The 21,474-nt window shown below is 57.1% G+C and carries 18 protein-coding genes and 1 tRNA gene; 10 read left to right on the top strand and 9 right to left on the bottom strand.

All coding sequences use genetic code 11. The features are described from left to right. Window positions 1–65 precede the first annotated feature (65 nt). Window positions 66–1,145 carry a sensor domain-containing diguanylate cyclase gene (locus P4G45_RS13910; protein ID WP_348267079.1) on the top strand — a complete coding sequence of 360 codons (1,080 nt, stop codon included), beginning with the start codon at window positions 66–68 and terminating at the stop codon, window positions 1,143–1,145. Window positions 1,146–1,245: 100 nt separating this feature from the next. Here P4G45_RS13910 and P4G45_RS13915 read toward each other — a convergent pair whose 3' ends face one another. After that, complete coding sequence (locus P4G45_RS13915; RefSeq protein WP_348267080.1) at window positions 1,246–2,328, bottom strand: hypothetical protein; 1,083 nt, start codon at window positions 2,326–2,328, stop codon at window positions 1,246–1,248. A gap of 174 nt (window positions 2,329–2,502) precedes the next feature. Here P4G45_RS13915 and P4G45_RS13920 point away from each other — a divergent pair, with 174 nt between their 5' ends. The 4 genes from P4G45_RS13920 (at window position 2,503) to P4G45_RS13935 (ending at window position 7,146) form a co-directional block, all read left to right on the top strand. Further along, window positions 2,503–2,817 carry a DUF2946 family protein gene (locus tag P4G45_RS13920; RefSeq protein WP_348267081.1) on the top strand — a complete coding sequence of 105 codons (315 nt, stop codon included), beginning with the start codon at window positions 2,503–2,505 and terminating at the stop codon, window positions 2,815–2,817. Between the two features lie 114 nt (window positions 2,818–2,931). Further along, entirely contained in the window at window positions 2,932–5,526 is a 2,595-nt protein-coding gene (locus P4G45_RS13925; RefSeq protein WP_348267082.1) for a TonB-dependent receptor, read from the top strand. A gap of 81 nt (window positions 5,527–5,607) precedes the next feature. Beyond that, the gene (locus tag P4G45_RS13930; protein WP_348267083.1) at window positions 5,608–6,570 is read left to right on the top strand and encodes an EamA family transporter; all 963 of its coding nucleotides are present in this window, start codon (window positions 5,608–5,610) and stop codon (window positions 6,568–6,570) included. Window positions 6,571–6,762: 192 nt separating this feature from the next. Next, window positions 6,763–7,146: a MarC family protein gene (locus P4G45_RS13935; RefSeq protein WP_348267084.1), complete on the top strand. Its 384-nt coding sequence runs from the start codon at window positions 6,763–6,765 to the stop codon at window positions 7,144–7,146. A 2-nt stretch (window positions 7,147–7,148) separates the two neighbouring features. Here the strand turns inward: P4G45_RS13935 and P4G45_RS13940 are convergent, their stop codons facing one another. Beyond that, on the bottom strand, window positions 7,149–7,673 hold the full coding sequence (locus tag P4G45_RS13940; RefSeq protein ID WP_348267085.1) for a TlpA disulfide reductase family protein: 525 nt from the start codon (window positions 7,671–7,673) through the stop codon (window positions 7,149–7,151). Between the two features lie 22 nt (window positions 7,674–7,695). Beyond that, on the bottom strand, window positions 7,696–8,751 hold the full coding sequence (locus P4G45_RS13945; RefSeq protein WP_348267086.1) for a hypothetical protein: 1,056 nt from the start codon (window positions 8,749–8,751) through the stop codon (window positions 7,696–7,698). A 273-nt stretch (window positions 8,752–9,024) separates the two neighbouring features. Between P4G45_RS13945 and P4G45_RS13950 the strand changes: the two genes are divergently transcribed. Beyond that, window positions 9,025–10,083 (top strand): hypothetical protein, encoded by a 1,059-nt coding sequence (locus P4G45_RS13950; protein WP_348267087.1) that lies wholly within the window; start codon window positions 9,025–9,027, stop codon window positions 10,081–10,083. 92 nt (window positions 10,084–10,175) lie between these two features. Here the strand turns inward: P4G45_RS13950 and cysS are convergent, their stop codons facing one another. Beyond that, window positions 10,176–11,657: a cysteine--tRNA ligase gene (cysS, locus tag P4G45_RS13955; protein WP_348267088.1), complete on the bottom strand. Its 1,482-nt coding sequence runs from the start codon at window positions 11,655–11,657 to the stop codon at window positions 10,176–10,178. A 109-nt stretch (window positions 11,658–11,766) separates the two neighbouring features. Next, the gene (gene tsaD / locus P4G45_RS13960) at window positions 11,767–12,960 is read right to left on the bottom strand and encodes a tRNA (adenosine(37)-N6)-threonylcarbamoyltransferase complex transferase subunit TsaD (protein WP_348267089.1); all 1,194 of its coding nucleotides are present in this window, start codon (window positions 12,958–12,960) and stop codon (window positions 11,767–11,769) included. A 21-nt stretch (window positions 12,961–12,981) separates the two neighbouring features. Here tsaD and P4G45_RS13965 point away from each other — a divergent pair, with 21 nt between their 5' ends. From P4G45_RS13965 to P4G45_RS13975, 3 genes are all read left to right on the top strand, one after another. Then, window positions 12,982–14,367 carry a CCA tRNA nucleotidyltransferase gene (locus P4G45_RS13965; RefSeq protein ID WP_348267090.1) on the top strand — a complete coding sequence of 462 codons (1,386 nt, stop codon included), beginning with the start codon at window positions 12,982–12,984 and terminating at the stop codon, window positions 14,365–14,367. A gap of 323 nt (window positions 14,368–14,690) precedes the next feature. Beyond that, window positions 14,691–15,260 (top strand): DUF2393 family protein, encoded by a 570-nt coding sequence (locus P4G45_RS13970; RefSeq protein ID WP_348267091.1) that lies wholly within the window; start codon window positions 14,691–14,693, stop codon window positions 15,258–15,260. 326 nt (window positions 15,261–15,586) lie between these two features. Further along, window positions 15,587–16,513: an OmpA family protein gene (locus P4G45_RS13975; RefSeq protein WP_348267092.1), complete on the top strand. Its 927-nt coding sequence runs from the start codon at window positions 15,587–15,589 to the stop codon at window positions 16,511–16,513. 285 nt (window positions 16,514–16,798) lie between these two features. Here P4G45_RS13975 and kdsA read toward each other — a convergent pair whose 3' ends face one another. From kdsA to cysD, 4 genes are all read right to left on the bottom strand, one after another. Next, window positions 16,799–17,635, bottom strand: coding sequence for a 3-deoxy-8-phosphooctulonate synthase (gene kdsA, locus P4G45_RS13980; protein ID WP_348267093.1), 837 nt, complete (start codon window positions 17,633–17,635; stop codon window positions 16,799–16,801). Between the two features lie 97 nt (window positions 17,636–17,732). Next, window positions 17,733–18,428, bottom strand: a complete 696-nt coding sequence (locus tag P4G45_RS13985) for a phosphoadenylyl-sulfate reductase (protein ID WP_348267094.1) — start codon at window positions 18,426–18,428, stop codon at window positions 17,733–17,735. After that, a complete protein-coding gene (cysN, locus tag P4G45_RS13990; RefSeq protein ID WP_348267095.1) occupies window positions 18,425–20,068 on the bottom strand; it encodes a sulfate adenylyltransferase subunit CysN in 1,644 nt (547 codons plus the stop codon). Before cysN ends, P4G45_RS13985 begins: the two co-directional genes overlap by 4 nt. Then, window positions 20,069–21,013 carry a sulfate adenylyltransferase subunit CysD gene (gene cysD, locus P4G45_RS13995; RefSeq protein ID WP_348267096.1) on the bottom strand — a complete coding sequence of 315 codons (945 nt, stop codon included), beginning with the start codon at window positions 21,011–21,013 and terminating at the stop codon, window positions 20,069–20,071. A 315-nt stretch (window positions 21,014–21,328) separates the two neighbouring features. Here cysD and P4G45_RS14000 point away from each other — a divergent pair. Then, window positions 21,329–21,405, top strand: a tRNA-Pro gene (locus P4G45_RS14000). The last annotated feature ends 69 nt before the right edge of the window (window positions 21,406–21,474 follow it).

The raw sequence follows: 21,474 nt of genomic DNA on the forward strand, positions 1-21,474 counted from the left end.
CCTATTAACACTTTGCTGACACAATTGCTTCTGAATAAGCAATGCGCTCTCTTGAGGTCTGGTAAGTGAGAGACAAGCGGAAGTTTGAAGTTATCGACGGCCGGCAACTCGATCACCTCAAGGTGTTCCACGACGTCGCGCGTTCGTTAACAACCAGCCTCGAACTCGAAGAGATCCTCGGCGCCATCATGGACAAGATGGCCCAGTTCTTCGGACCGGAGCGATGGTCGATGATGATGGTCGACGAGGCAACCGACGAGTTGTACTGCGCCATCGCCGTCGGCCAGGATGCTGCGAGCCTCAAAGGGCTGCGCGTCGCCATGGGCGAGGGCGTCGCCGGATGGGTCGCCCAGACCGGCAATCCGCTGATTGTGCCGAATGTCGTGCTCGATCCGCAGTGGTCTAGGTTTGCAGCCGCCCATCCCGAACTGGGAATCCAGTCGATCGCCTGCATTCCTGTCCGCGCAGGGGACAAGACACTGGGCGTCATTCAATTGCTGAACAGCAAACTCGACCTGTTATCGGAGTATTCAATCTCGTTTCTGCGAATCCTCTGCGACTATGCCGCGATTGCGATCCAGAACGCGAAGTCGGTGACGTTGATTCACGAACTTACTATTACCGACGATGTTACCGGTCTCTTCAATGCGCGCCACCTGTACACCCTGCTCGACGAGCAGGTTGCACTTGGTAGAGTGTTCAGCCTCATGTTCATGGATCTCGACCGCTTTAAATCGGTCAACGATACGCACGGCCACCTCATTGGAAGCCGTTTGCTGGCCGAAGCCGGAGGCCTGTTGAAACGCTCCATCGGGCCGGATAACTGCGCCTTCCGCTACGGCGGAGATGAGTTTGTCGTGCTCTTTCCGGGCATGTCCAAATCGGCCGCCACCGAGGCAGCTATCACTACGTATCACGACCTTCAGGCCTCGCGCTTTCTCGAGGGCGCCGGACTTTCGCTCCGACTCTCCGGCAGCTTTGGGCTGGCCACCTATCCGGAAGATGGCAATACTGTGCCGACGATCCTGCGCTCCGCCGACACCATGATGTACGAGGCGAAATCGACCCGCAACAACATCGCCGTCATGGGCAGAGGCCTCCTGATGGATCGCATCGCCATCGCGGGCGTGCGCGACGAGCGCTAGCGCCTGTCTTGCTCCATCAGGAGCATCTTCGCTATCCTAATGAATTTAAAAAACTTACATTAAGGGAACCCAGGGGAGCGGGGTATTTCAAAGACTCTGTTTACTCCCGACGGCGACGCTCAAGCACAAGCGGGCGCGCAGGTTCAGGCTTGATGACATCCCGGTTTTCCGGCGCGATGGGATGTACACCGAAGTCCCAGACGCTCAGGTTAAGTACCTTATCCGAAAGGACTTCCATCAGAGCATACTCTCCAAAATCCAGCGGTTGTTGCGGAGTGAGCTTCATCCAGTGGCCCCCAGGCAGAACCTCTGACGTAGTTTCAACCACATTCTCCTGCTGTTGAGCACCGCCCAGCAGACCGATGCGGATGCTGGCGATATCGCGGACGCCGGTGCGGACATCGGCTCGGAGAATAACGTACCGGTTGCTCGCAGAGCCGTTAGGTGAGTCGGTTTTGATGGCATTCGAAGCACCGTGAGTATCAACCGTAAGCGGCGTCCCCCCAGTGGGCGGAACCGTGTCATCGCCGATGCGAATGTAGAAGACAGGCGAGGCCACATGGAGCTGCACATAGGATTTTTCGCCCTTAAGCTGCGCGACCTGATGCGGGCTGGAGAGCGGATTGATGACCGCGCGCAAAATATTGTGTCCAGTGTTGGGGTTCAGATCACTGTCGTTCTGGGAAAGAGGAACAAGTTCAGGCGCGCCATGAAAGGTGTCGAGGACGAGAACGCTGTTCTGTTCCGGTAAACGAAGGTCCTTCGCTACTTCCGGGGTAAGCGAGGCGCGGTCGGCTTCTTCTTTGAGCAACTCAGGATCGATAGCAGGAGGTTCTCCACTCTCGGAGTTCCCCTCCGCCTGATCGGGCGAGTGCCGCTTTTCCCATCGGTGGGTCGCATCCAGGTCGACGAGCGAAACCGGAATCTCTTCCTCCGCGCCATCACGTTCCGCGCTAATGTAATGCACCAGGCTGCCTACGATGCGGTAGCTCATCACCACCTGATAGCTGCCGTCCTTAAGATAGAGACGGGTGCGATGAGGGGTCACGGAGTCCGCCGCGGGCAAAGTCTTCTGCGCCGACTGGGCCGCGTGGCATGGTCCAACGGGGAAGACCGCCAGCACGGCAACCAGCAGAAGCCCCATGGCAGAAAACGTTACGGGGGATGATGTCGTCTTAGTCATATAAGGTCAGCTTCGACAGTGTAGTATCCCTGCTTTTTAGACGTACTCGCTCCCCATTAGGATTATTGCCGAGTTTGGCTTGTAATCTCTGATGTGCTACACAGATAGAAGCGCGAAATATCGATGCAGAGCTATCTCCAACGCGGAAAAAGCAGTCAGCAGCCAATAATATGGATGCGGACGATCGCGGCGCTGTGCATTCTGATGGTCACCTTTATGAGTGCGGCGCAGGCTTGCCACACTCATGCCGAGACCTCTTCGCTCAAGCAGACCTCGCAGCATAATCAGCCTGCGCCGGAAGATCATTGCCCGGTCTGCATGGCGATGCATTCTGCGTTACCGGCAGCGGTGCACCTGGCTCCAGCGCCGACCATCGAGATAGAACCCCTGAGCGCGATTGCATCCGATACGCTACAACCCTTCCAGTGGCGTTTCGAGATGGCCAGTCGCGGTCCTCCTGCCGGTCAAAGCAGTCCCTCCTCCATCTAAGGCAGCGACAGAAAAGTTTCATTCAAATTCTTCTGTCCACAAGGCACCGCGCTCGCGCGTCATCGCGCTTTTTAAAATGATGCTCTTTGAGAGCATCAGGAACGGCCTATCTCCATGCTCAGACACATTCCATCCCGAATATCTTCCATCACCCTTTCTCTCATCCTTCTGGTCAGCGGCGCGCTGGCGCAGGGAACCAGCGGAAACATTACAGGGACCGTCACGGATACCACCGGCGCAGTGATCTCCACTGCGGCAGTCACCATTCAAAATCCCATCAGCGGCTACAAGCAGACGACGCAGACGGATGCGAACGGGCAGTATCACTTTAACAACCTTCCCTTCAATCACTATCACATGTCAGTGGTTGTGCCAGGTTTTCAACCTACGACGCAGGATACGATGCTGCGGTCGGCATCGAGTACAGTCGTCAACTTTCAATTGGCAATCGCTGCGAGTTCACAGACCGTCACGGTCGATGCAGAGGCATCGGATATGGTGAATAACGATCCGACGTCGGCGACTTCAATAGACCGCTCGCTGTTTGCGCGACTGCCGACGGAGAGCACAAGCGCTCCGCTGAGTTCGCTGGTGACGTTGAGCACGCCGGGAATTGCTTCGGACTCGAACGGCTTGTTTCATCCGATGGGCGAGCACGCGGACACGACCTACTCAATCGACGGCCAGCCCGTCAGCGACCAGCAGAGCCGCGTCTTTGGGAACCAGCTTTCGCTGAACGCGATTCAGTCGATCAACGTGATCGATGGCATTGCGCCGCCGGAGTATGGCGACAAGGCTTCGCTGGTGGTGCAGACAACGACGCGGTCGGGACTTGGGCTGCCACATCCGACGGGTTCGGTTTCGCTGAACTATGGCTCGTTCGGAACAACAACCGGAAGCGCGGCGCTGGGCTTTGGAAATGAGCGGTTCGGAAATTTCAGCAGCTTTGACGCTGTGGATAGTGGGCGGTATCTCGACACGCCGGAGAACCAGCCGTTGCACGCGCATGGCAACAATGAGAACTTCTTCGACCGCATTGACTATCACCCGACTCAGGCCGATTCTCTGCAACTGAATTTGAGCGCGTCGCGTAGCTGGTTTCAGAACCCGAACCAGTACGATCAGCAGGCCGCCGGGCAGGACCAGCGGGGAGAGATCTTCAGCTACAACATCGCGCCTTCGTGGACGCACATCATCAACGCGAATAGCCTGATCGACATCAACCCCTACCTGCGCCAAGACAACTTCCACTACTTCCCCAGCAAGGATCCCTTCAGCGATACGCCAGCGACACTGGCGCAATCCCGGCGGCTGCAGAATGCCGGGCTTAAGATAGATTACAGCTACTCGCGCGGAATCAACAGCTACAAAGTGGGAGCGATGTTTTACCACACGTTCCTGAATGAAGGTTTCTCGCTCGGCATCACTGACCCAACGTTCAATGCGCCGTGCCTCAACGGGAATGGCGCTCCGGATACGAGCCCGGATGCGAACGACCCGAACAACTGCCCGGTAGGAGATACGGCGAATCCAAACTATAACCCAGGCACGGGCGCGTACGATCTAACGCGCAACGGATCGCTGTACCACTTCAACGGCCACACAGACATCAAGCAGGAAGCGGTCTATCTGCAGGACAATATCGTGTGGAAGAACTGGTCGTTTCTGGCTGGCGGACGCGTGGACAACTACAACGGCCTCAGCAGCCGCTCGATGGTGGAACCGCGCCTCGGCGCCACCTATAACGTGAAGCCGACGAATACGGTGCTGCGGCTTGGCTATGGCAAGCTCTTCCTGACTCCCTATAACGAGAATCTGATCGTCTCAAGTTCGACCGGCATTGGCGGATTAGAAGGCGCGGGCGCTGCAGTTGCGCTGAAGCCAGCGGCACGCAACCAGTACGATGCAGGCTTCGAGCAGGGCTTTGGCAAACATCTCGTTGTGAATGGAGAATACTTCTGGAAGTACACCGACCGCGATTACGACTTTGATGTTCTATTGAACACGCCGCTGGCCTTTCCTATCCAGTGGCAAAAATCAAAGATCGATGGCTTCGGCGTCAAGATCACGGTTCCCATGACACATGGGGTATCGGCCTACTCGGTGCTGGGCCACACTCGCTCCCGCTTCTTCGGGCCGGAAGTTGGCGGCATCCTGTTCAACCAATCTCCTGTTCCGGCTGGAACGCCGTTCCGTATCGATCACGATCAGGCCTTTCAGCAATCCACGCATATGCAATACCAGCCAAAGCCGAACGGGCCATGGTATGGCATTACCTGGCGGTATGAAAGCGGTCTGGTGGCGGGCAATGCGCCGATCGACAACGGTCGGACTCCTACCGATCTGACTTACCTTACGGCCGATCAGCAGTCGCAGATTCTACTGCGCTGCGGCAATGTGCAGGCTACACGCACTACACCGTTGACGAGCTGCCCGACCGGACAGCTTTCATCTCCGCTACTATCGCTGGCGAAACCGGGAACGGAGAACGATGATCGCAATCCGCCGCGCGTCGCTCCGCGCACGATGTTCGACATGGCCGCCGGATGGGACAACGTCCTGCACCGCGATCGGTTCAAGACCAACCTGAGTGTGACGGCAGTGAATATCACCAATAAATATGCGCTGTATAACTTCCTCTCGACATTCAGCGGAACCCACTTCGTCTCGCCGAGGACGGTGAGCGCGCAGGTCACGCTCAACTTCTAAGAAATAATTCCAAGAGCAATGAGTTAGCGATTCGGCTGAGTCGGTTCAGGCTCAGCCGAACTCGCATCGTAGGATAGAAGTGTGCCCTCCTCTCAGCAAAGCTCATCCCACAGTACGCGAATCCTGATTTCGTTCATCTGCGTTTATTTTTTCTGGGGTTCAACTTATCTGGCCATGCGATATGGCCTGGATGAGCTGCCGCCGTTTGTTATAGCGAGCACTCGCTTCCTCATCTCAGGATCCATACTTCTTGTGCTCTGCGCGATTCGCAGGGTGCGAATGTTTCCGACCATACGTGAATTTGGGGTGCTCGCAACCATTGGCGTGCTTATGCTCGGTTGCGGCAACACAGCCGTTCTCTGGTCGGAGGTATATCTCTCCACCGGCCTTGCAGCCCTTCTTGTCGCTGGCATTCCCCTCTTCGCTGCCTTGATTGAGATGTTTCTTCCCAACAGCGAAGGTCTGCCTGCACGTGGATGGATCGGCATCACCATTGGCTTTGTGGGGCTCGCATTTCTGGTCTCTCCTGAACTCCGCAACAGCTTTCACGGCGACTCGCGACAGGTGATAGCCACAGCAGTCATTCTTGCCGGAGCCTTCTGCTGGACGGCTGGTTCCGTCATCTCGCGTCGCTCGACCATCGGAATCAGCGGATTCGCGGCAGCAGGTTGGCAGATGCTGTTCGGGGGAATATTCAACACCGGCATCATGTTCGCATCAGGCAGCTACCGTGGCGCGCATTGGAATGTGCAGGCATGGTCATCCATCTTCTACCTTGTGATCTTTGGCTCGCTCACGGGCTATACAGCATACATCTACCTGCTCAACAATGTGGCCGTCTCCAAGGTGACGACCTACGCCTATGTCAACCCGGTGATTGCCGTCATCCTTGGCGCAATCTTTATTCACGAGCGTTTCGTCGCCGCGGAGTACGTGGGGATGGCGTCGATCCTGTTGGCAGTATTTCTGGTCACGAGTTCGAAGCTGAAGACGGGCGCACTTCCCGCCGAAGTCAAAGACATCGCGGTCGGACGCAAAGCATAAGAGAAAGCAACACAATCCCTTCGCGCACCCTATAAACTACCGTTCAATAGAAAGCATCGATTCCTGTTGTCGTAAGGCATGGAGCGAGAGCTATGGTTCTGCTTTGGAAGTACTTCGCCTTCGGGTTCAGCGCATTGCTTCCGGTCATCAATCCACTGGTCTCTTCTGAATGAAAAGGACCCACAAACCACCGTGGATAAGGCGCACAAGCAGGTTGAAAGCAAAGAGCAAGCAAAGAACAACAGCCTCGAGCAGTGGGCCTTTTACCCACTTACCTTTCCTGTCACCGCCGGCCCCGGCGGTATTGTAGTTATGCTGACGCTCAGCGCCCATGCTTCCAGAAAGACGCTCAGCGACAACGTGCTTGCGCATGTCGGCCTGGTGCTCGCGGTCATTGTCTTGAGCGCGCTGGTCTATGTCTGCTACGCCTATGAGCCACAGATCACGCGCAAGATTTCGCCGTCAACCGCCCATGGCATTCCAAGAGTGGTGGCCTTTATCCTGCTCTGCATCGGCGTTCAGATCGCCGGGAATGGCGCTGCCACCCTGCTCGCAACCGTCCTTCAACATCGATAAACCTAGTAGCGCTTCAACATCTGTTCCGGGGCTGGATCTTGACGTCCGTTCAGAAGCCAATCGAGCCGGCTCCGAATATCCTCGTCTTTCGCCTCTCCCATGATGCGTGTAATCACTTGCCCCTGTTCATCCAGAATCAGGGTGCCGGGAACGATATCGCCCATGCCGAAGCGCCCCAGCAGCTCGGCACTCCCGCCTACCCAGACGTCGAGATGAATATCTTGCTTCATCAGATACGGCTCGATTTTGCCGCGGTCTTTTGCGTCATCAATCGACACTGCGACAAAGTGGACATTCCTGCCGGCAAACTCTTCGCTCAACTTTGAAAGCCGCGGCAACTCTTCGCGGCATGGAGCGCACCATGTCGCCCAAAAGCTAAGGACGACGATCTGGCCATGCAACCCGGAGAGCTTTTGCGAATGCCCCGCAGTGTCTTTCAACACAAGGCTGGGCACACTCTTCGCATCGGCAATCCGAGTTACACAGATACAGGCCATGCACAGAGCGATGGCTATCAGCTTCTTCATTCCCGCTCTCCGGCACATCTATTTAAAAGTGATGGGAAAGACTTGCGATCACCGTGTAATCCGCGAAGAACGCGTCGCCATTGGTCGTGTGGTTCTGTATCTCCGGCACGCTCGGCGGACGGTTCCGATACAACGCCCAAGGCCCATTCACCGACAAAACGGTGCCCCGGAAGTCATACATCAAGCCCGGATCGAGCGAGAGGATAAAGCCTGGACGGCGAAATCCATCACTGTCACCTAGCAGATCGCGCACCGGAACGCCCTCGCCGCGAATGCCAAGACTGACTGCAAGCCCGCGAAGCTTTGGCACCCCTTGCGAAAGGCCCGCACGGAAAAGGTACTGGTCGGTGACAGACATAACGCTCTGCCCCGGCTGACTCCGAAAGGTAGGAACATTACTCGTATTTTCCGGATTAAAAAGGTACTGGCCTTGACCGTAGAGATCCGATCCTTGCCAGAGGGACTTATACCCAACCGTGCCGAGAACGAATCCCCATCCTCCGTCGCCCGGCTGCATGGACTGGTCGGCCGTGGCCTTGATGACGTTCCCTTTGTAGAGCGCTGAACCTGTCGCGTTATTGATGCCCGTAGGCAGCTTGAGCGACGCGCTTACCGCTACATTGCCGCCATTCTCTGTAGGCGGACGAAAGAGCCACGACTGGGCGCCTAGAGTGATGTCCCCCAATCCACTAACCTGGTAGATTCCCACCGGAGGATAAATCTGGTTGCGGGTTCCGTTGTAGACAGGAACATCGGCAAGCAGGCTCCAACGCGGAGAGAGACGATACTCCACGCCGATGTCGAAAATATTCTGATGGTTCTCAACGGCGTTCGGGCGGGGGATCTCCTTGCTGCCTTGGAAATACTTATTAGAATTGAAGACGCGATAACCGATATCGACGGTGAGGTTATGTATTGACCAGCCGCCGCTGCTGCCTCCTTCGTCCGTCTTGACGAGTTGAGACATGGGTCGCTGGTTCGAGTGGGCGGCGACGCATCCTTGCGCGACAGCGCGTCCGGCTGCTAGCGTCATCGCAGCGAAGGCAAAGGACAAATATAGTCGCTTCTGATTTTTCATGAGGACTCCTTGTAGTGCTATGGCCTCAAAAACCTGCATGGATAACAAGTCTCTAGAGATGTGTCCCAACTCTACTTCGGGAACATAGATCTCGTCTTCAGCCAAAAGGATGAAGAAAACATCATGCTATTGGGCCATGACGTGCCACGTTGTCACCTGCTACTGTCCAGACTCCACGCACAAAGAAAAAATGCGCCGACTTCGTCATGAAGTTTCGGAAATTAATAATCCTTTTTTTTACATTCTTTCCGGAGGCAATTCCTTATGAGAATCATGAAACATACAGTTGCAGGCACAATTGTCCTTGCAGCGTTTACCTTCGCCAGCACCTCAAAACCGTCTCTCGCACAAGGCTGCGTTGCTGCCCATAGCGCCCAGCCAATTATCTCGGGTCTGGATTCTATCGATCACCCAGGTTCGTCCAACCTGCTGCATGGCCTTACCATCACCACTGGTTTCCGGACTTATAGTTCCTACAAGCATTACGTCGGTACGGTCTACCAACTGCAGCGAGAGATCGCGCATAACGAGGTACAGAATCACGTGGACCTCTATGATCTGTCCCTAAACTATCAAATCAATCCGCGCTGGAGCTTCATCGCAGACATTCCCGGCATGACAGCGACACGTCATCAGCAAGGCAACATCAATCGGTATCGTTCCGGCGGCATCGGCGACGTAACCGTCGGCGCTCAGGCATGGATCTGGCGTCCACCAACCGAGAGTCACGGCAACATCGCCCTCTCTGCGTCGATTAAGCTTCCCACCGGCATCAATGATGCCAAGGGGACGACCATCCTGAGCAACGGCCAGACGCAGGTGCGGCCATTCGACGAATCGATTCAACCGGGCGATGGAACCTGGGGATTCTCTCTCGCAACCGAGGCTTACCATCCGCTGCTTTTTCATACCTATGGATACTTCACCGGATCCTGGCTCTTCAGCCCGACAGACACAACCGGCGTGAAGACCTTCCGTTCGCAGCCTGGCGAAGAGATCAACTCCGCAACCGATCAGTACCTATGGCGCGGCGGTGTCTCCCGTGCGGTGCCGAAGGCACGTGGCCTTGCACTCAGCTTCGGCGGACGCATGGAAGGGGTTCCGGTGCGCGATGCCTTTGGAGCAAGCAATGGATTTCGCCGTCCGGGCTACGTCATCTCGATCGAGCCCGGCTTGATGTATTCCTACAGGCGTTATGAACTCAACGTCAGCGGCCCGTGGGCCATCCAGCGCAACCGCAAGAGAAGCGTGACCGACATCGCGCATAACACTCATGGCGATGCAGCTTTCTCCGACTACACCGTCCTCGCCTCACTCTCGCGTTCATTCTGATCAGGTGTACACGCACCTACGCATCAATGCCCGAAGATACGTCTCCGTGTCTTCGGGCATTGTGCAGTTATCCACTTTAGAAAAACTTTTACTTACTTGCGCTTCCAACGAACACCATCTTTGGAATCTTCAATCAGAATTCCCTTTGCAAGCAGATCGTTGCGAATGGCATCGGCGCGAGCGAAGTTACGAGTCTTCTTGGCTTGGGTACGTTCGGCGACAAGCGCATCGATCTCCGCGTCGCCCAGCGATAAATTATTAAGCAATTCCGGAGCGACTTCGCCGAGCCGTCCCTCCGCCTCCGCCCATGCAAGCGCGGCGCGTGTCAGTGCAGCATCACGATCTTCGAGCACTGCGAACACTCCATCGAAGAGTTCAAGCACACGAAGAATCTCGGCGACATTCCCAGCGCATAGCGTGCCCGCATCGGCAGCAGAGTTTGCCGTCCGCACCAGGTCGAAGATTGCCGCTCGCGCCTCGGCAGTGTTCAGGTCATTGGCCAGCGATGCCGTATAGCCTTGCTCGGCCTTCGCAGTGGCCGCGGCAATGTCAGCATTCAGTCCCTCCGCAAAGCCGCCCTTCAACATGCGCTGGTGAAACGTTCGCAGCCGCTCAATTGCGTTGGTCGACTCCGCAAGGCTCTCAAAAGTGAAGTTCATCTGGTGTCGATAGGGAACGGAGATCAACAGAAAGCGAATGGCCGACGCACGGTAGCCCTTCAGCAGAAGGTCGCGGAGCGTATAAAAGTTACCCTCCGACTTCGACATCTTCTTCCCTTCGACCAAGAGGAAGCGAACGTGCATCCAATGCCGCGCAAAGGTCTTTCCGCTAGCCGACTCCGACTGCGCGATCTCGTTCTCGTGATGCGGAAACATCAGATCTTCGCCGCCCGCATGAAGATCGAAAGAATCGCCTAAAAACTTCGTCGCCATCGCGGAGCATTCAATATGCCAGCCCGGCCTGCCCGAACCTAGTGGGGTATCCCAGTGCTGTTCCCCGGGCTTGCCTGCCTTCCACAAGGCAAAATCGCGCGCGGCATCCTTCTCATACTCATCGACATCGACCCGAGCGCCATCTTCAATTCCATCGAAATCTTTCTTTGAAAGTTTGCCGTACTCCGGAAACCGAGCGATGCGGAAGTACCAGCTACCGTCTTCGGTCTTATAGGCAATGTCCTTGGCCGCAAGCTCCTGAATAAGGCGGACCATATCCGGAATGCAGCTGGTGGCATGAGCAACATGCTCCGACGTCTGGATGCCGAGCGCATCGAGATCTTCAAAAAATGCCCGCTCGTACTTGGCCGTATATTCAGCAATCGGCACGCCCGCAGCGGCAGCGTTGCGAATGATCTTGTCATCAACGTCGGTAACGTTCATGACGTGCTTGGTATCAATGCCCTGCTGACGAACGAATCGCCGCAGCACATCGACGTGAAGAAACGTGCGAAAGTTGCCGATGTGGCCATAGTCGTAGACGGTGGGGCCGCAGCAATACATTCGCAGCGCGGGTGCGCCCACTGGTGCCAATGCTTCGACTTTTCCGCTCAGGGTATTAAAAAGTTCTATCGTTGCCACGTACGCTCTATCCTGCCGCAGCCGAGCGCGTAGCGCGGTGCAGACTGCTCTCCTTGGAATCCCCTGTCGATTTTAGCTGATAGCCGGGCACTTCCGCAGAAGCTGGCCTTTATGTCTGCCCCAGCCTAAGTTGGGGAGTCGCAGCAAGGTCCTCCGACGCAAAATCGCCCGCGAGAAACTTTGGCCACGCCGCTGCGGCAATCATGGCGGCGTTGTCCGTCGAAAGCGCCAGCGAAGGAAACGCAATGGGCAGCCCGCGCCGGTCTGCCTCCGCCTGAAATCGGCGGCGCAGCTCGCTGTTTGCCGCCACTCCGCCCGATACCACTACGCCACGCGCTCCAAACGTCTCAGCCGCAGCGAAGCTCTGGCGAAGAAGATTGCCCACCACGGCATACTGGAACGATGCGATCAGATCAAGCGTCTGCGCATCGCAAAGCTCGCCAACAGCCTCGATATCTGGCTTCGCATCGCCCATAACCGCAATCGCTCTACGCCGCGCTTCGACACTCTGCCGCATATGATGAGTTTCGACATAACGCAGGACGGCAGTCTTAATACCACTAAAAGAAAAATCAAATCCCGGTCTGCTCGTAGACACTGGCGCTTTCTTATTGGGCATCGATATTCCCTCGCGATGCGGCCGAGGCTTGATCTGCGCAAAATTGAAGGTGACCGCTCGAGGATTTCCACGCCCAGCCAGAGCATCCAGCCACGGCCCACCGGGATACCCAAGCCCCAGAAGCTTCGCGACCTTGTCGTAAGCCTCGCCTGCCGCATCATCCACCGTACGCCCCACGTTGCGATAGCTCCACGCGCCTGCCTCACTCTGCTGCGCCAGATAAAGATGCGTATGCCCGCCCGACACCACCAGCGCCAGCAATGGCAACTCCATAGCCACTTCGGATCTCTGCCGCGCCTCCATCAGAACCGCGTGGATATGGCCCTCCAGATGATTGACCCCAATCAATGGCTTGCCCAGTCCATACGCTAGCGCCTTTGCATAGGTAATCCCCACCAGCAGGGCCCCCGCCAGCCCCGGCCCTTCCGTCACAGCCACCGCATCCAGATCGTCAAACCCGACGCCAGCCTGGGCCATCGCCTCCCGCACCACCGGAACGATATTGCGAAGATGCTCGCGCGAGGCAAGCTCCGGCACCACGCCGCCATAGTTGGCATGAAGCGACATCTGCGAAGCCACCACATTCGACAGAACCACGCTCCCTGCCCGAACTACCGCCGCCGCCGTCTCATCGCAAGAGCTTTCAATGCCAAGAATCAGGCCCGTACCGCTGGTATCGCGCATCTCTTTATCATAGGGGAAGCTATGGCCAGTCCTGCCAACCCGAACTACATCGCAGCACGCAACATCGTGCTCGCCCTGCGCACTTCGGGCCATCAGGCTTACTTCGCCGGTGGATGCGTCCGTGATCTCCTCCTCGGTCACAAGCCAAAGGACTTCGACGTAGCCACCAGCGCAACGCCGGACATCGTGCAGAAGCTGTTCCCCAAAACCCTCGCCGTAGGCGCACACTTCGGCGTTATTCTCGTCTGCGATGCGTGCGGAATCACCACCGAAGTCGCCACTTTCCGCCACGATGGCGCCTACAGCGACGGCCGCCGACCTGATGCCGTCCGCTTCTCCACCAACCCCCAAGAAGATGTTCTCCGTCGCGATTTCACTATCAATGGCATGTTGCTCGATCCCACCATCTTTGAAAAGACCGGCGATGCCGCATCCGCAACCCTCGACTTCGTGGGAGGCCGCGACGATCTCGCCGCGAGAATCCTGCGTGCCATCGGCGAGCCCTCCCTCCGTTTCGCCGAAGACAAGCTGCGCATGCTGCGAGCCGTACGCTTCGCCGCGCGCCTCAACCTTGATATAGAGCCGCGCACGATGGCCGCCATCCGCAACGCCGCCGCACAGATCGACCAAGTCAGCAGCGAGCGCATCCGCGACGAACTGACGCTCATGTTGACCGAAGGCCGAGCCCGCCGAGCCTTTGAACTACTCGACGTAACGGGCCTCCTGCAGCAAGTCCTGCCGGAAGCAACCCGAATGCACGGCGTTCAGCAGCCTCCGCAATTCCACCCCGAGGGCGATGTCTGGACGCACACCATGCTGCTGCTGGAAAAACTCCAGCCCGGCTCCTCCCACACTCTGGCCTGGGGAGCGCTACTTCACGATATCGGCAAGCCGGCAACCTATCGCCCTCCAAATCCCAGGGACCCCAACGACCATATCCGCTTCAACGGCCACGTTGAGGTCGGCGTCCGCATCGCCGAAACGATACTCAGCCGCCTGCGCTTCTCCAACGAAGACACCGCACAGATCGTCAACCTAGTAAAGAACCACATGCGCTTCGGCGACGTCCTCCAGATGCGCCAGTCCACACTGAAGCGCTTCCTCCGCCTTCCCCAGTTCGACGAACACCTGGCCCTCCACTGGCTCGACTGCACCTCCTGCCACGGCGACCTTACCCTCTACAACTTCGCCCGCCAGCAGTACGAGGCCGTCCCCCCGGAGCACATCCAGCCGAAGCTTCTCGTAACTGGCCGTGACCTCATAGCCGCCGGCTATCGCCCTGGGCCTCAGTTCAAGGCCATGCTCGAAGCCGCGGAAGACGCCCAACTCGAAGGTCGCGCCACTACACAAGAAGACGCGCTCGCCCTCGTAAGAGAGCAATTCGGCGTGCCCGGCAGCCTTGTCTAAAAGAAAGTCGCAAGCAGAATAATTCCGGCAGCCAAGGCTGCGACCTGGTATAAACGATCGGTCCGGACAGGCTGCGTCGATTCCTCAGGACAGGAGGAACCCCTCACTTCCTGTCCGGGCGGAACCTCGGTCACGGAGAATGGCGGTTTGTCGATTGGGGAGCCCATATGCTTCTCCTGATGAAGGAGTAGATGCTCGTTTTAACGCGATGATGCACTTATATGTTCCGTTCTGTTGATGAAAATTGGACGAAGATAGAGGTGCGAACGCCGGCTTGATTCCTTCTGAGAAGATTTTTCGACAAGAGTATAAAATCTCGGCTTATGAGCGATCTGAATCAACCAGAAAAGACACCGGCTGCGCGGGCCGGTGCGGACGAACCGGCGATGTTTGGGACGAAGCCTCCTGCGGGTGCGGGAATACCGATGGTGGCATGGGCGGTGGCCGCGCTGGTGGTCGTACTGGTCGTCGTCGGGATGATCATGGCCGGACGTGGCAAGGGCCGCGCCACTCCCACAAATAGTGTGCAGCGTCTGGCTCCCTATGCCGGAAGCCTTCCCCTCTCGCAGCTCGCCATGAGCGAATCGACCAGCATCTCAGGCGGCAAGTCGACCTTTGTGGATGGGCACATCAAAAACACCGGCACTGCCACGGTGACGGGGATTACGGTCCAGGTGCTCTTCGGCAATCTTGAAGGCTCCGCTCCAACGATCGATACCCTTCCACTAACCCTGATTCGAACTAGGCAGCCCTATATTGACACTCAATCGGTTGCCTCCTCCCCGCTTAAGCCGGGCGACGAACGGGAATTCCGGCTGATCTTCGAGTCCATTCCGCAAAACTGGAACATGGAAATGCCCGAAGTAAGGGTGGTCGGAGTAGAGACAAAGTAGCCAGGCCATCAAGCAGGTCTCGCGTGTATAGGGCCAAACTACGTCTTCATCCCGCCCTTTGCCGTTGCCCCCTGATCGGTAGGGTGATGCAAATCGTGTCAAGATTCTTTTCTGAGATTTGGCAACTCCGCAATAGTTACCAGCCTGCCGGAAGATTTTGCTTGAGTCCGTTCTAATTCGTCCAGCCGCCCTGAACTCACCTGCTGCAATAAAATGTTTGTTTTCATTAACTTGATAGATTAATTAAGTTTGGCATGGCGGTTGCTCTAGTCACGGTGTCGACGTTTGACCAAACAAACGCAGGACTGTACACAAGGAGCAAAACGATGATGAAATCCGGCAGCACTTTTGGCCTCTCAGTTCTCATCTTAGGTGGTGCGATGGGCATCACGGCGCTCGCGCAGTCAAATGAGCCCCCCGTCGTCCAGACATCCACGACTAATGCAGCCACGACTAATTCAGCGGCAACCTCCAGCACAATGAACCCGGCGGATGGAACCACCTATGCCACCGGAAAGCCGTTGACAATGGAGTCCAAAGAAGGTTTCTGGGGTCATGTGAACCCGTTTGCCCGCAAAAAGTGGGTAAAGAGGCAGCTCGATCCGATCAAGGATCGTGACAACGAATTGGATCAGCTGCAAGCAAAGAATGCCAATGATATCCGCGATGTAGATTCACGTTCGCAGGCCGGAATTCACCGTGCCATGGAAGCGGCAAACACCGCCGATCAGCATGCTCAGGCTGCAGCCAGCACCGCAAACTCTGCTCAGACCCTCGCGGGCACGGCGAGCAACCGCACCGATGCTTTGAACACCACTGTTGGCAATCTTGACCAGTATTCAGAGGTGACTTCGGCTTCCATTCCTTTTGCAAAGGGACGCACCGCCTTAGGCCCTAAGGGTAAGGCCGATCTCGACGATTTGGCTACGAAGCTTGCTGGCGAAAAGGGCTACATCGTTGAAGTAGAAGGCTATAGCCGTGGCGGAGTACAGCCATCGCAAGCGATGGCTGACTCGGTCGTCCGTTATCTGGTCGAAGAGCACCAAGTCCCCATCTACCGCATCTACCGCACGGGAATGGGCAAAAATACCGCTAAATCGCAGGGCGAGGACAAGGCACTGACAAACGGTGTTCGCGTCGCGCTGATGCATAACAGTCTGGCGACGATGAACAACTCGGCCAGCAACGCTGTACCGGCCTCACCTCAGACTCCTCAGGCAACTTCGGGAGTGAGCGCACCGCCCGAACAGTAGCCCTTCCCCTTAGGGTGGCCTGGCAATCACGGATTCCAGACCGCCCGCAAGTTTGTCGAGTCAGCGACGAAGATCGCGCTCGCAAAAACCTCTCCTAACCAGAGAGAACCAAGGCAGATTGGCCCCTCTAAACGAGGGGCCGTTTTTTTGCTGCTTACGCCGTCAGTTCAAACTAATCAATTCAAAGTAATCAATGTCCATTTTATCGCTGACCCTTGCGCATGTTTCCAAGGCAGGAATTGCCGGATTCGCAGTTGCCCATTCCGAAGTCGCTGAATTTGTGGGTCAAATACTTCTCTTAGAGCCTGTTGAATTGACAGCCTGGTGAACAGCCAGAAGCTGCTCCAAAACCGCCTTCAACTTATCCAGGTGAAGCGCATTTGCTCCATCCGATTTAGCTTGAGCAGGGTTATCGTGAACTTCGAGGAACACGCCGTCCACTCCCGCGGCCACGGCGGCGCGCGTCAGAACAGGGATAAACTCAGGCTGGCCTCCGGAGACTCCATTGGCTGCGGAGGGCGTCTGGACGGAGTGCGTTCCGTCAAATACGACAGGAGCCAAGCCGCGCAAGACGGGCAGAGCGCGCATGTCGACGACTAGATTGTTGTAGCCGAAGCTGGCGCCGCGCTCGGTCAGCGAGACGCGCTGATTGCCGCTTTCGTGGATTTTTTCGACTGCGTGGCGCATGTCCCACGGTGCGACGAACTGGCCTTTTTTGACGTTGATCGCCCGCCCCGTTTCGGCAGCCGCAACCAGAAGATCAGTCTGACGGCAGAGGAAGGCGGGAATCTGTAAGACGTCCACCGCTTCCCCCACCGGCTTGCAGTCCTGTGGAGTATGCACGTCGGTCAAAACCGGCAGCCCATTGCTCTCAGCAATGCCGCGCAGAATCCGGCAGCCTTCGACCAGGCCAGGCCCGCGAAAACTCTTGATCGAGGTGCGGTTGGCCTTGTCGTAGCTTGCCTTAAAAATATAGGGGACGCCGAGGTCGGAGGCGATGCGCTGGATGGCGTCGGCCATCTTGCGAGCATGGGCTTCAGACTCGATGACGCAAGGTCCGGCGATGAGGAAGAGCTCACCGCGGCCTACAGGCACGTTGCCGATGTCGAATGGGTTGGTCACATGGCTATTTCATCACATCCGCGACCAGCCGTTGCGCAGAGAGAGGCTGTGCACCATACTCATCTGCATGGATTTCGAAATTTCTATTTTGAGAAATCTAACTCTTTTCGGAAAAAGTATGAATCCCGCACTCTAGTTTCTTGCCGCCCCAGCGTCCGCTGCGTGCATCGGCACCAGCCTCGGGAATAGCCGTGCAGGGCTCGCAACCAATGCTGGTATATCCCCGCGCATACAGCTCCAGCTCGGGTATCCCATGCGTCTCCGCGTACTTAAGAACATCCTCCCAGACCCAGTCCGCCAGCACGCTCACCTTCTTCAGGTGCCTGCCGGTTGGCAGCTTATGGTCCTCGACCTTCTTCAAGCCAGCCCGCGTAGGCGATTGCTCCCGCCGCAAGCCAGTAAACCACCAGTCAAACGGCTCCAAAGACCTCATCAGCGGCTCGACCTTGCGGATCTGGCAGCACTGCGTCGGCTGCACGATATGCAGCAGCCCAAACTTCGCCTCATGCTCTTCGAGAGTCGTCAAAGGCATCGCATTCACCAGGTTCAGTCCCCACTCAGCAACCATCCGGTCGCGGTAAGCGATCAGCTCCTTGAAGTGATATCCCGTCTCCAGAAAGATCACCGGCACGTCCCGCAGATGCTCGCGAAGCATATGCAGGACCACCATGTCCTCTGTCTGGAAGCTACTAGTCAGGCACACATTCCTGCCAGCCGAATCGCGCAAAACCTGCGCCACCAGAGCCTCCGCCGTCAACGCTTCGTAATCGACACCAGCCTCAAGAACGCTCATTCGCTCACTCCCGCTAACCGCAAAATCTCGTCGGCATCGCGTCCTTCGCCGAGTAAAACGCCATCCTCGGCAAAGCCTTCAATCCGCGCCAGCGCATCCACATCAAGCGACCGCGCAGTCACTGCGACCACACCAGCCAATTGCAGCGCTCTCACTGCGCCAGCCAAAGCAGCGTCGGGAATCAAGGCATCGTCCACCAGCACCGCAGGTTCACCGCGAAGCTGCAAAGCCTCGACCACACGCTCCGCCACGGTCTTCTGCTCCGGAACCCAAACCAGCACCGTCCGCGCCGTCGTCTCCGACGAAGTCTCCATCGCCGCGACGATCATTCCTGCGCCAACCGTGGCATTCGTCACGCCATCGATCAGAATCAGTGCGCCGGTACTGCGATTCTCTGCATACGAGTCAAAGAAGAGCGGCAGGCTGGTCTCGAACTCCACCTCCGCAATCTCATTCATCTCCAGGCGGTCAGCAGCCACTTCCTCGAGCGTTCCCACATCCACGCGATGCCGGATCGCCCTCACCGTGGCCCGCACCGTCCGCGTCGTGTGCTTGGCAACATACGTCCGCCCCACTACCAGCGGATCTTCGTGCATCCACACCACCATCGCACGAAAATGCCGGCTGATCTCGGGCATTGCATCCGCACCCGAAGCCGACACCAGCATCTCGCCACGGCTCACATCGATCTCGTCTTCCAACTCGACCGTCACGCTCTGTGGATACGCCGCTGCCTCCAGATCGCCGTCATACGTCACAATGCGTTTCACTGTCGTCTCACGCCGCGAAGGCAGCGCAATCACCCGGTCGCCCGCGCGCAGCGTGCCACGAGCCACCTGCCCGGCAAATCCACGAAAATTCGCATCCGGACGCAACACCAGCTGGATCGGAAACCGCACCGGCCCATTCACTTCACCCGCGCCAAGCGGCACCGTCTCCAGATAATCCAGCAGCGTCAGCCCCGTATACCATGGCGTAGCCGCGCTCGAAGTGACAACGTTGTCGCCTTCCAGAGCGCTCACCGGAATCGCCTCAACGCTCTTCAGACCCAGCCGCCGGGCCAGTTCCAGAAACTCGCCGCGAATGGCCGAAAACGTCTCCTCCGAATAGCCCACGAGATCCATCTTGTTCACTGCCGCCACCACATGCGGAATGCCCAGCAGCGAAGCAATGTAGGTATGCCGCCGCGACTGAGACAGCAGGCTTCCCTGTTTTAGATAAGCCTTCGCATCGATCAGCACAATGGCGACATCCGCGGTCGAGGCACCCGTCGCCATATTGCGCGTGTACTGCTCATGCCCCGGCGTGTCCGCGATGATGAACTTCCGCTTTGATGTCGAAAAATAGCGGTAAGCAACATCGATAGTGATGCCCTGCTCCCGCTCTGCTTTCAGACCATCGGTCAGCAGAGAAAAATCCACATGGCCACCCGAAGCCCGGTTCACGCGGCTCTTTGCCACAGCCGCAAGTTGGTCCTCATAGACGCTCTTGGTGTCATGCAGCAGCCGCCCAATCAGCGTGCTCTTACCGTCGTCGACGCTGCCGGCCGTAGTAAACCGCAGCATCTCCTGCTCAAGATGCGCCTCAAGAAACTCTTCAAACCGTACCGGCGACTCAGGTGTAATCGTATGCGTTCCCATTTAGAAGTAGCCCTCACGTTTCTTCGTTTCCATCGAGCCTTCCTCGTCGTGGTCGATCGCCCGGTTCTCCCGCTCGCTTCGGCGGAAGGTCATCAGTTCTTCAATAATCTTCGGCAGCGTGTCCGCGTCGCTGGGCATCGCGCCCGTGCATGGAGCGCACCCGAGGCTGCGCATCCTTACCTTCACCGTCTCGACCTTTTCTCCCGGCAGGAGCTTCATTCCCTCGCGATACAGCGTCAGCGCGCCACCCCGTCTGATCAGTTCGCGTTCCTTGGCAAAGTACAGCGGCACAATCGGGATTTTCTCCGCATACAGATAGAGCCAGATATCCAGCTCCGTCCAGTTCGACAGCGGGAATACCCGGATGCTCTCCCCCTTGCGCAGTCGCGAGTTATATAAGCTCCAAAGCTCCGGCCGCTGGTTCTTCGGGTCCCACTGCCCCGCCGTATCGCGGAAGCTATAGACCCTCTCCTTGGCCCGACTCTTCTCCTCATCGCGTCGCGCCCCGCCAAAAGCCGCATCGAATCCACCCTCTTCGAGAGCATCCAGCAGGCTCCGCGTCTTCAACAGACCGCAGCAGTTCTGCGTCCCAAGCGTATAAGGATTCGCTCCGCTCGCAATCGCCTCTTCATTGCGATGCACAATCAGGTCCGCGCCAATCTCCTTCGTGTACTCGTCGCGAAACGTGATCATCTCGGGAAACTTGTAGCTGGTATCGACATGCAGCAGAGGAAACGGGATCTTCCCAGGATGGAAGGCCTTCTGTGCCAGCCGCAGCATCACCGACGAGTCCTTGCCAATGGAATAAAGCATCACTGGCCGGGCAAACTCCGCCACCGCCTCGCGCATTATCGCTATGCTCTCAGCCTCCAGCGCCTGCAGATGGTTCAAGAGCGCCGGCTGACTTGGCTGGCTTATTGTTGCTTCTATATCGGTGGCAATCATAAGAGTTGTGTCTCCCAAAAGGCTGTATCTCGAAGAAACCTCAAACCGAGGGCTTCTGAGCAAATGGTCTGGGTTGTAGAAAAGGGGGGTATGGGTCGCTAGCGCGGACAGCGCGCCGTGACCATCCGGCAACAACAACACGCGCAGATGATAGGAGACACCATATATATAACTATAAATGCACAGCCTCCTGCCCGCAACCGCACCCTAATATCTGCTAAACTAACTCAGTCGGTACGGCGATCCAGCAAGCCCACCCAGGCGCTTGAGCCCCACGGAACGCACCTTTCCACCGGCATCTCACCGCAGTACATTCGGGGCGTAGCGCAGTCTGGTAGCGCACCTGGTTCGGGACCAGGGGGTCGGAGGTTCGAATCCTCTCGCCCCGACCATTTTTCCAATTTAGACTTTCAAAAATGGGTTGAATGGCTACCTGTAGGCAGACTTGACACTTACGGCGT

The sequence above is a fragment of the Edaphobacter paludis genome (assembly GCF_039993895.1).
In the GTDB taxonomy this organism is placed as follows: domain Bacteria; phylum Acidobacteriota; class Terriglobia; order Terriglobales; family Acidobacteriaceae; genus Edaphobacter; species Edaphobacter paludis.

Coding starts and splice junctions, on each gene's coding strand:
- P4G45_RS13965 (WP_348267090.1), top strand. CDS start 12,982: ATGGCCAGTCCTGCCAACCCGAACTACATCGCAGCACGCAACATCGTG.
- P4G45_RS13975 (WP_348267092.1), top strand. CDS start 15,587: ATGATGAAATCCGGCAGCACTTTTGGCCTCTCAGTTCTCATCTTAGGT.
- P4G45_RS13985 (WP_348267094.1), bottom strand. CDS start 18,428: ATGAGCGTTCTTGAGGCTGGTGTCGATTACGAAGCGTTGACGGCGGAG.
- cysD (WP_348267096.1), bottom strand. CDS start 21,013: ATGATTGCCACCGATATAGAAGCAACAATAAGCCAGCCAAGTCAGCCG.
- P4G45_RS13925 (WP_348267082.1), top strand. CDS start 2,932: ATGCTCAGACACATTCCATCCCGAATATCTTCCATCACCCTTTCTCTC.
- P4G45_RS13940 (WP_348267085.1), bottom strand. CDS start 7,673: ATGAAGAAGCTGATAGCCATCGCTCTGTGCATGGCCTGTATCTGTGTA.
- tsaD (WP_348267089.1), bottom strand. CDS start 12,960: ATGCGCGATACCAGCGGTACGGGCCTGATTCTTGGCATTGAAAGCTCT.
- P4G45_RS13950 (WP_348267087.1), top strand. CDS start 9,025: ATGAAACATACAGTTGCAGGCACAATTGTCCTTGCAGCGTTTACCTTC.
- cysN (WP_348267095.1), bottom strand. CDS start 20,068: ATGGGAACGCATACGATTACACCTGAGTCGCCGGTACGGTTTGAAGAG.
- P4G45_RS13970 (WP_348267091.1), top strand. CDS start 14,691: ATGAGCGATCTGAATCAACCAGAAAAGACACCGGCTGCGCGGGCCGGT.
- P4G45_RS13920 (WP_348267081.1), top strand. CDS start 2,503: ATGCGGACGATCGCGGCGCTGTGCATTCTGATGGTCACCTTTATGAGT.
- P4G45_RS13945 (WP_348267086.1), bottom strand. CDS start 8,751: ATGAAAAATCAGAAGCGACTATATTTGTCCTTTGCCTTCGCTGCGATG.
- P4G45_RS13915 (WP_348267080.1), bottom strand. CDS start 2,328: ATGACTAAGACGACATCATCCCCCGTAACGTTTTCTGCCATGGGGCTT.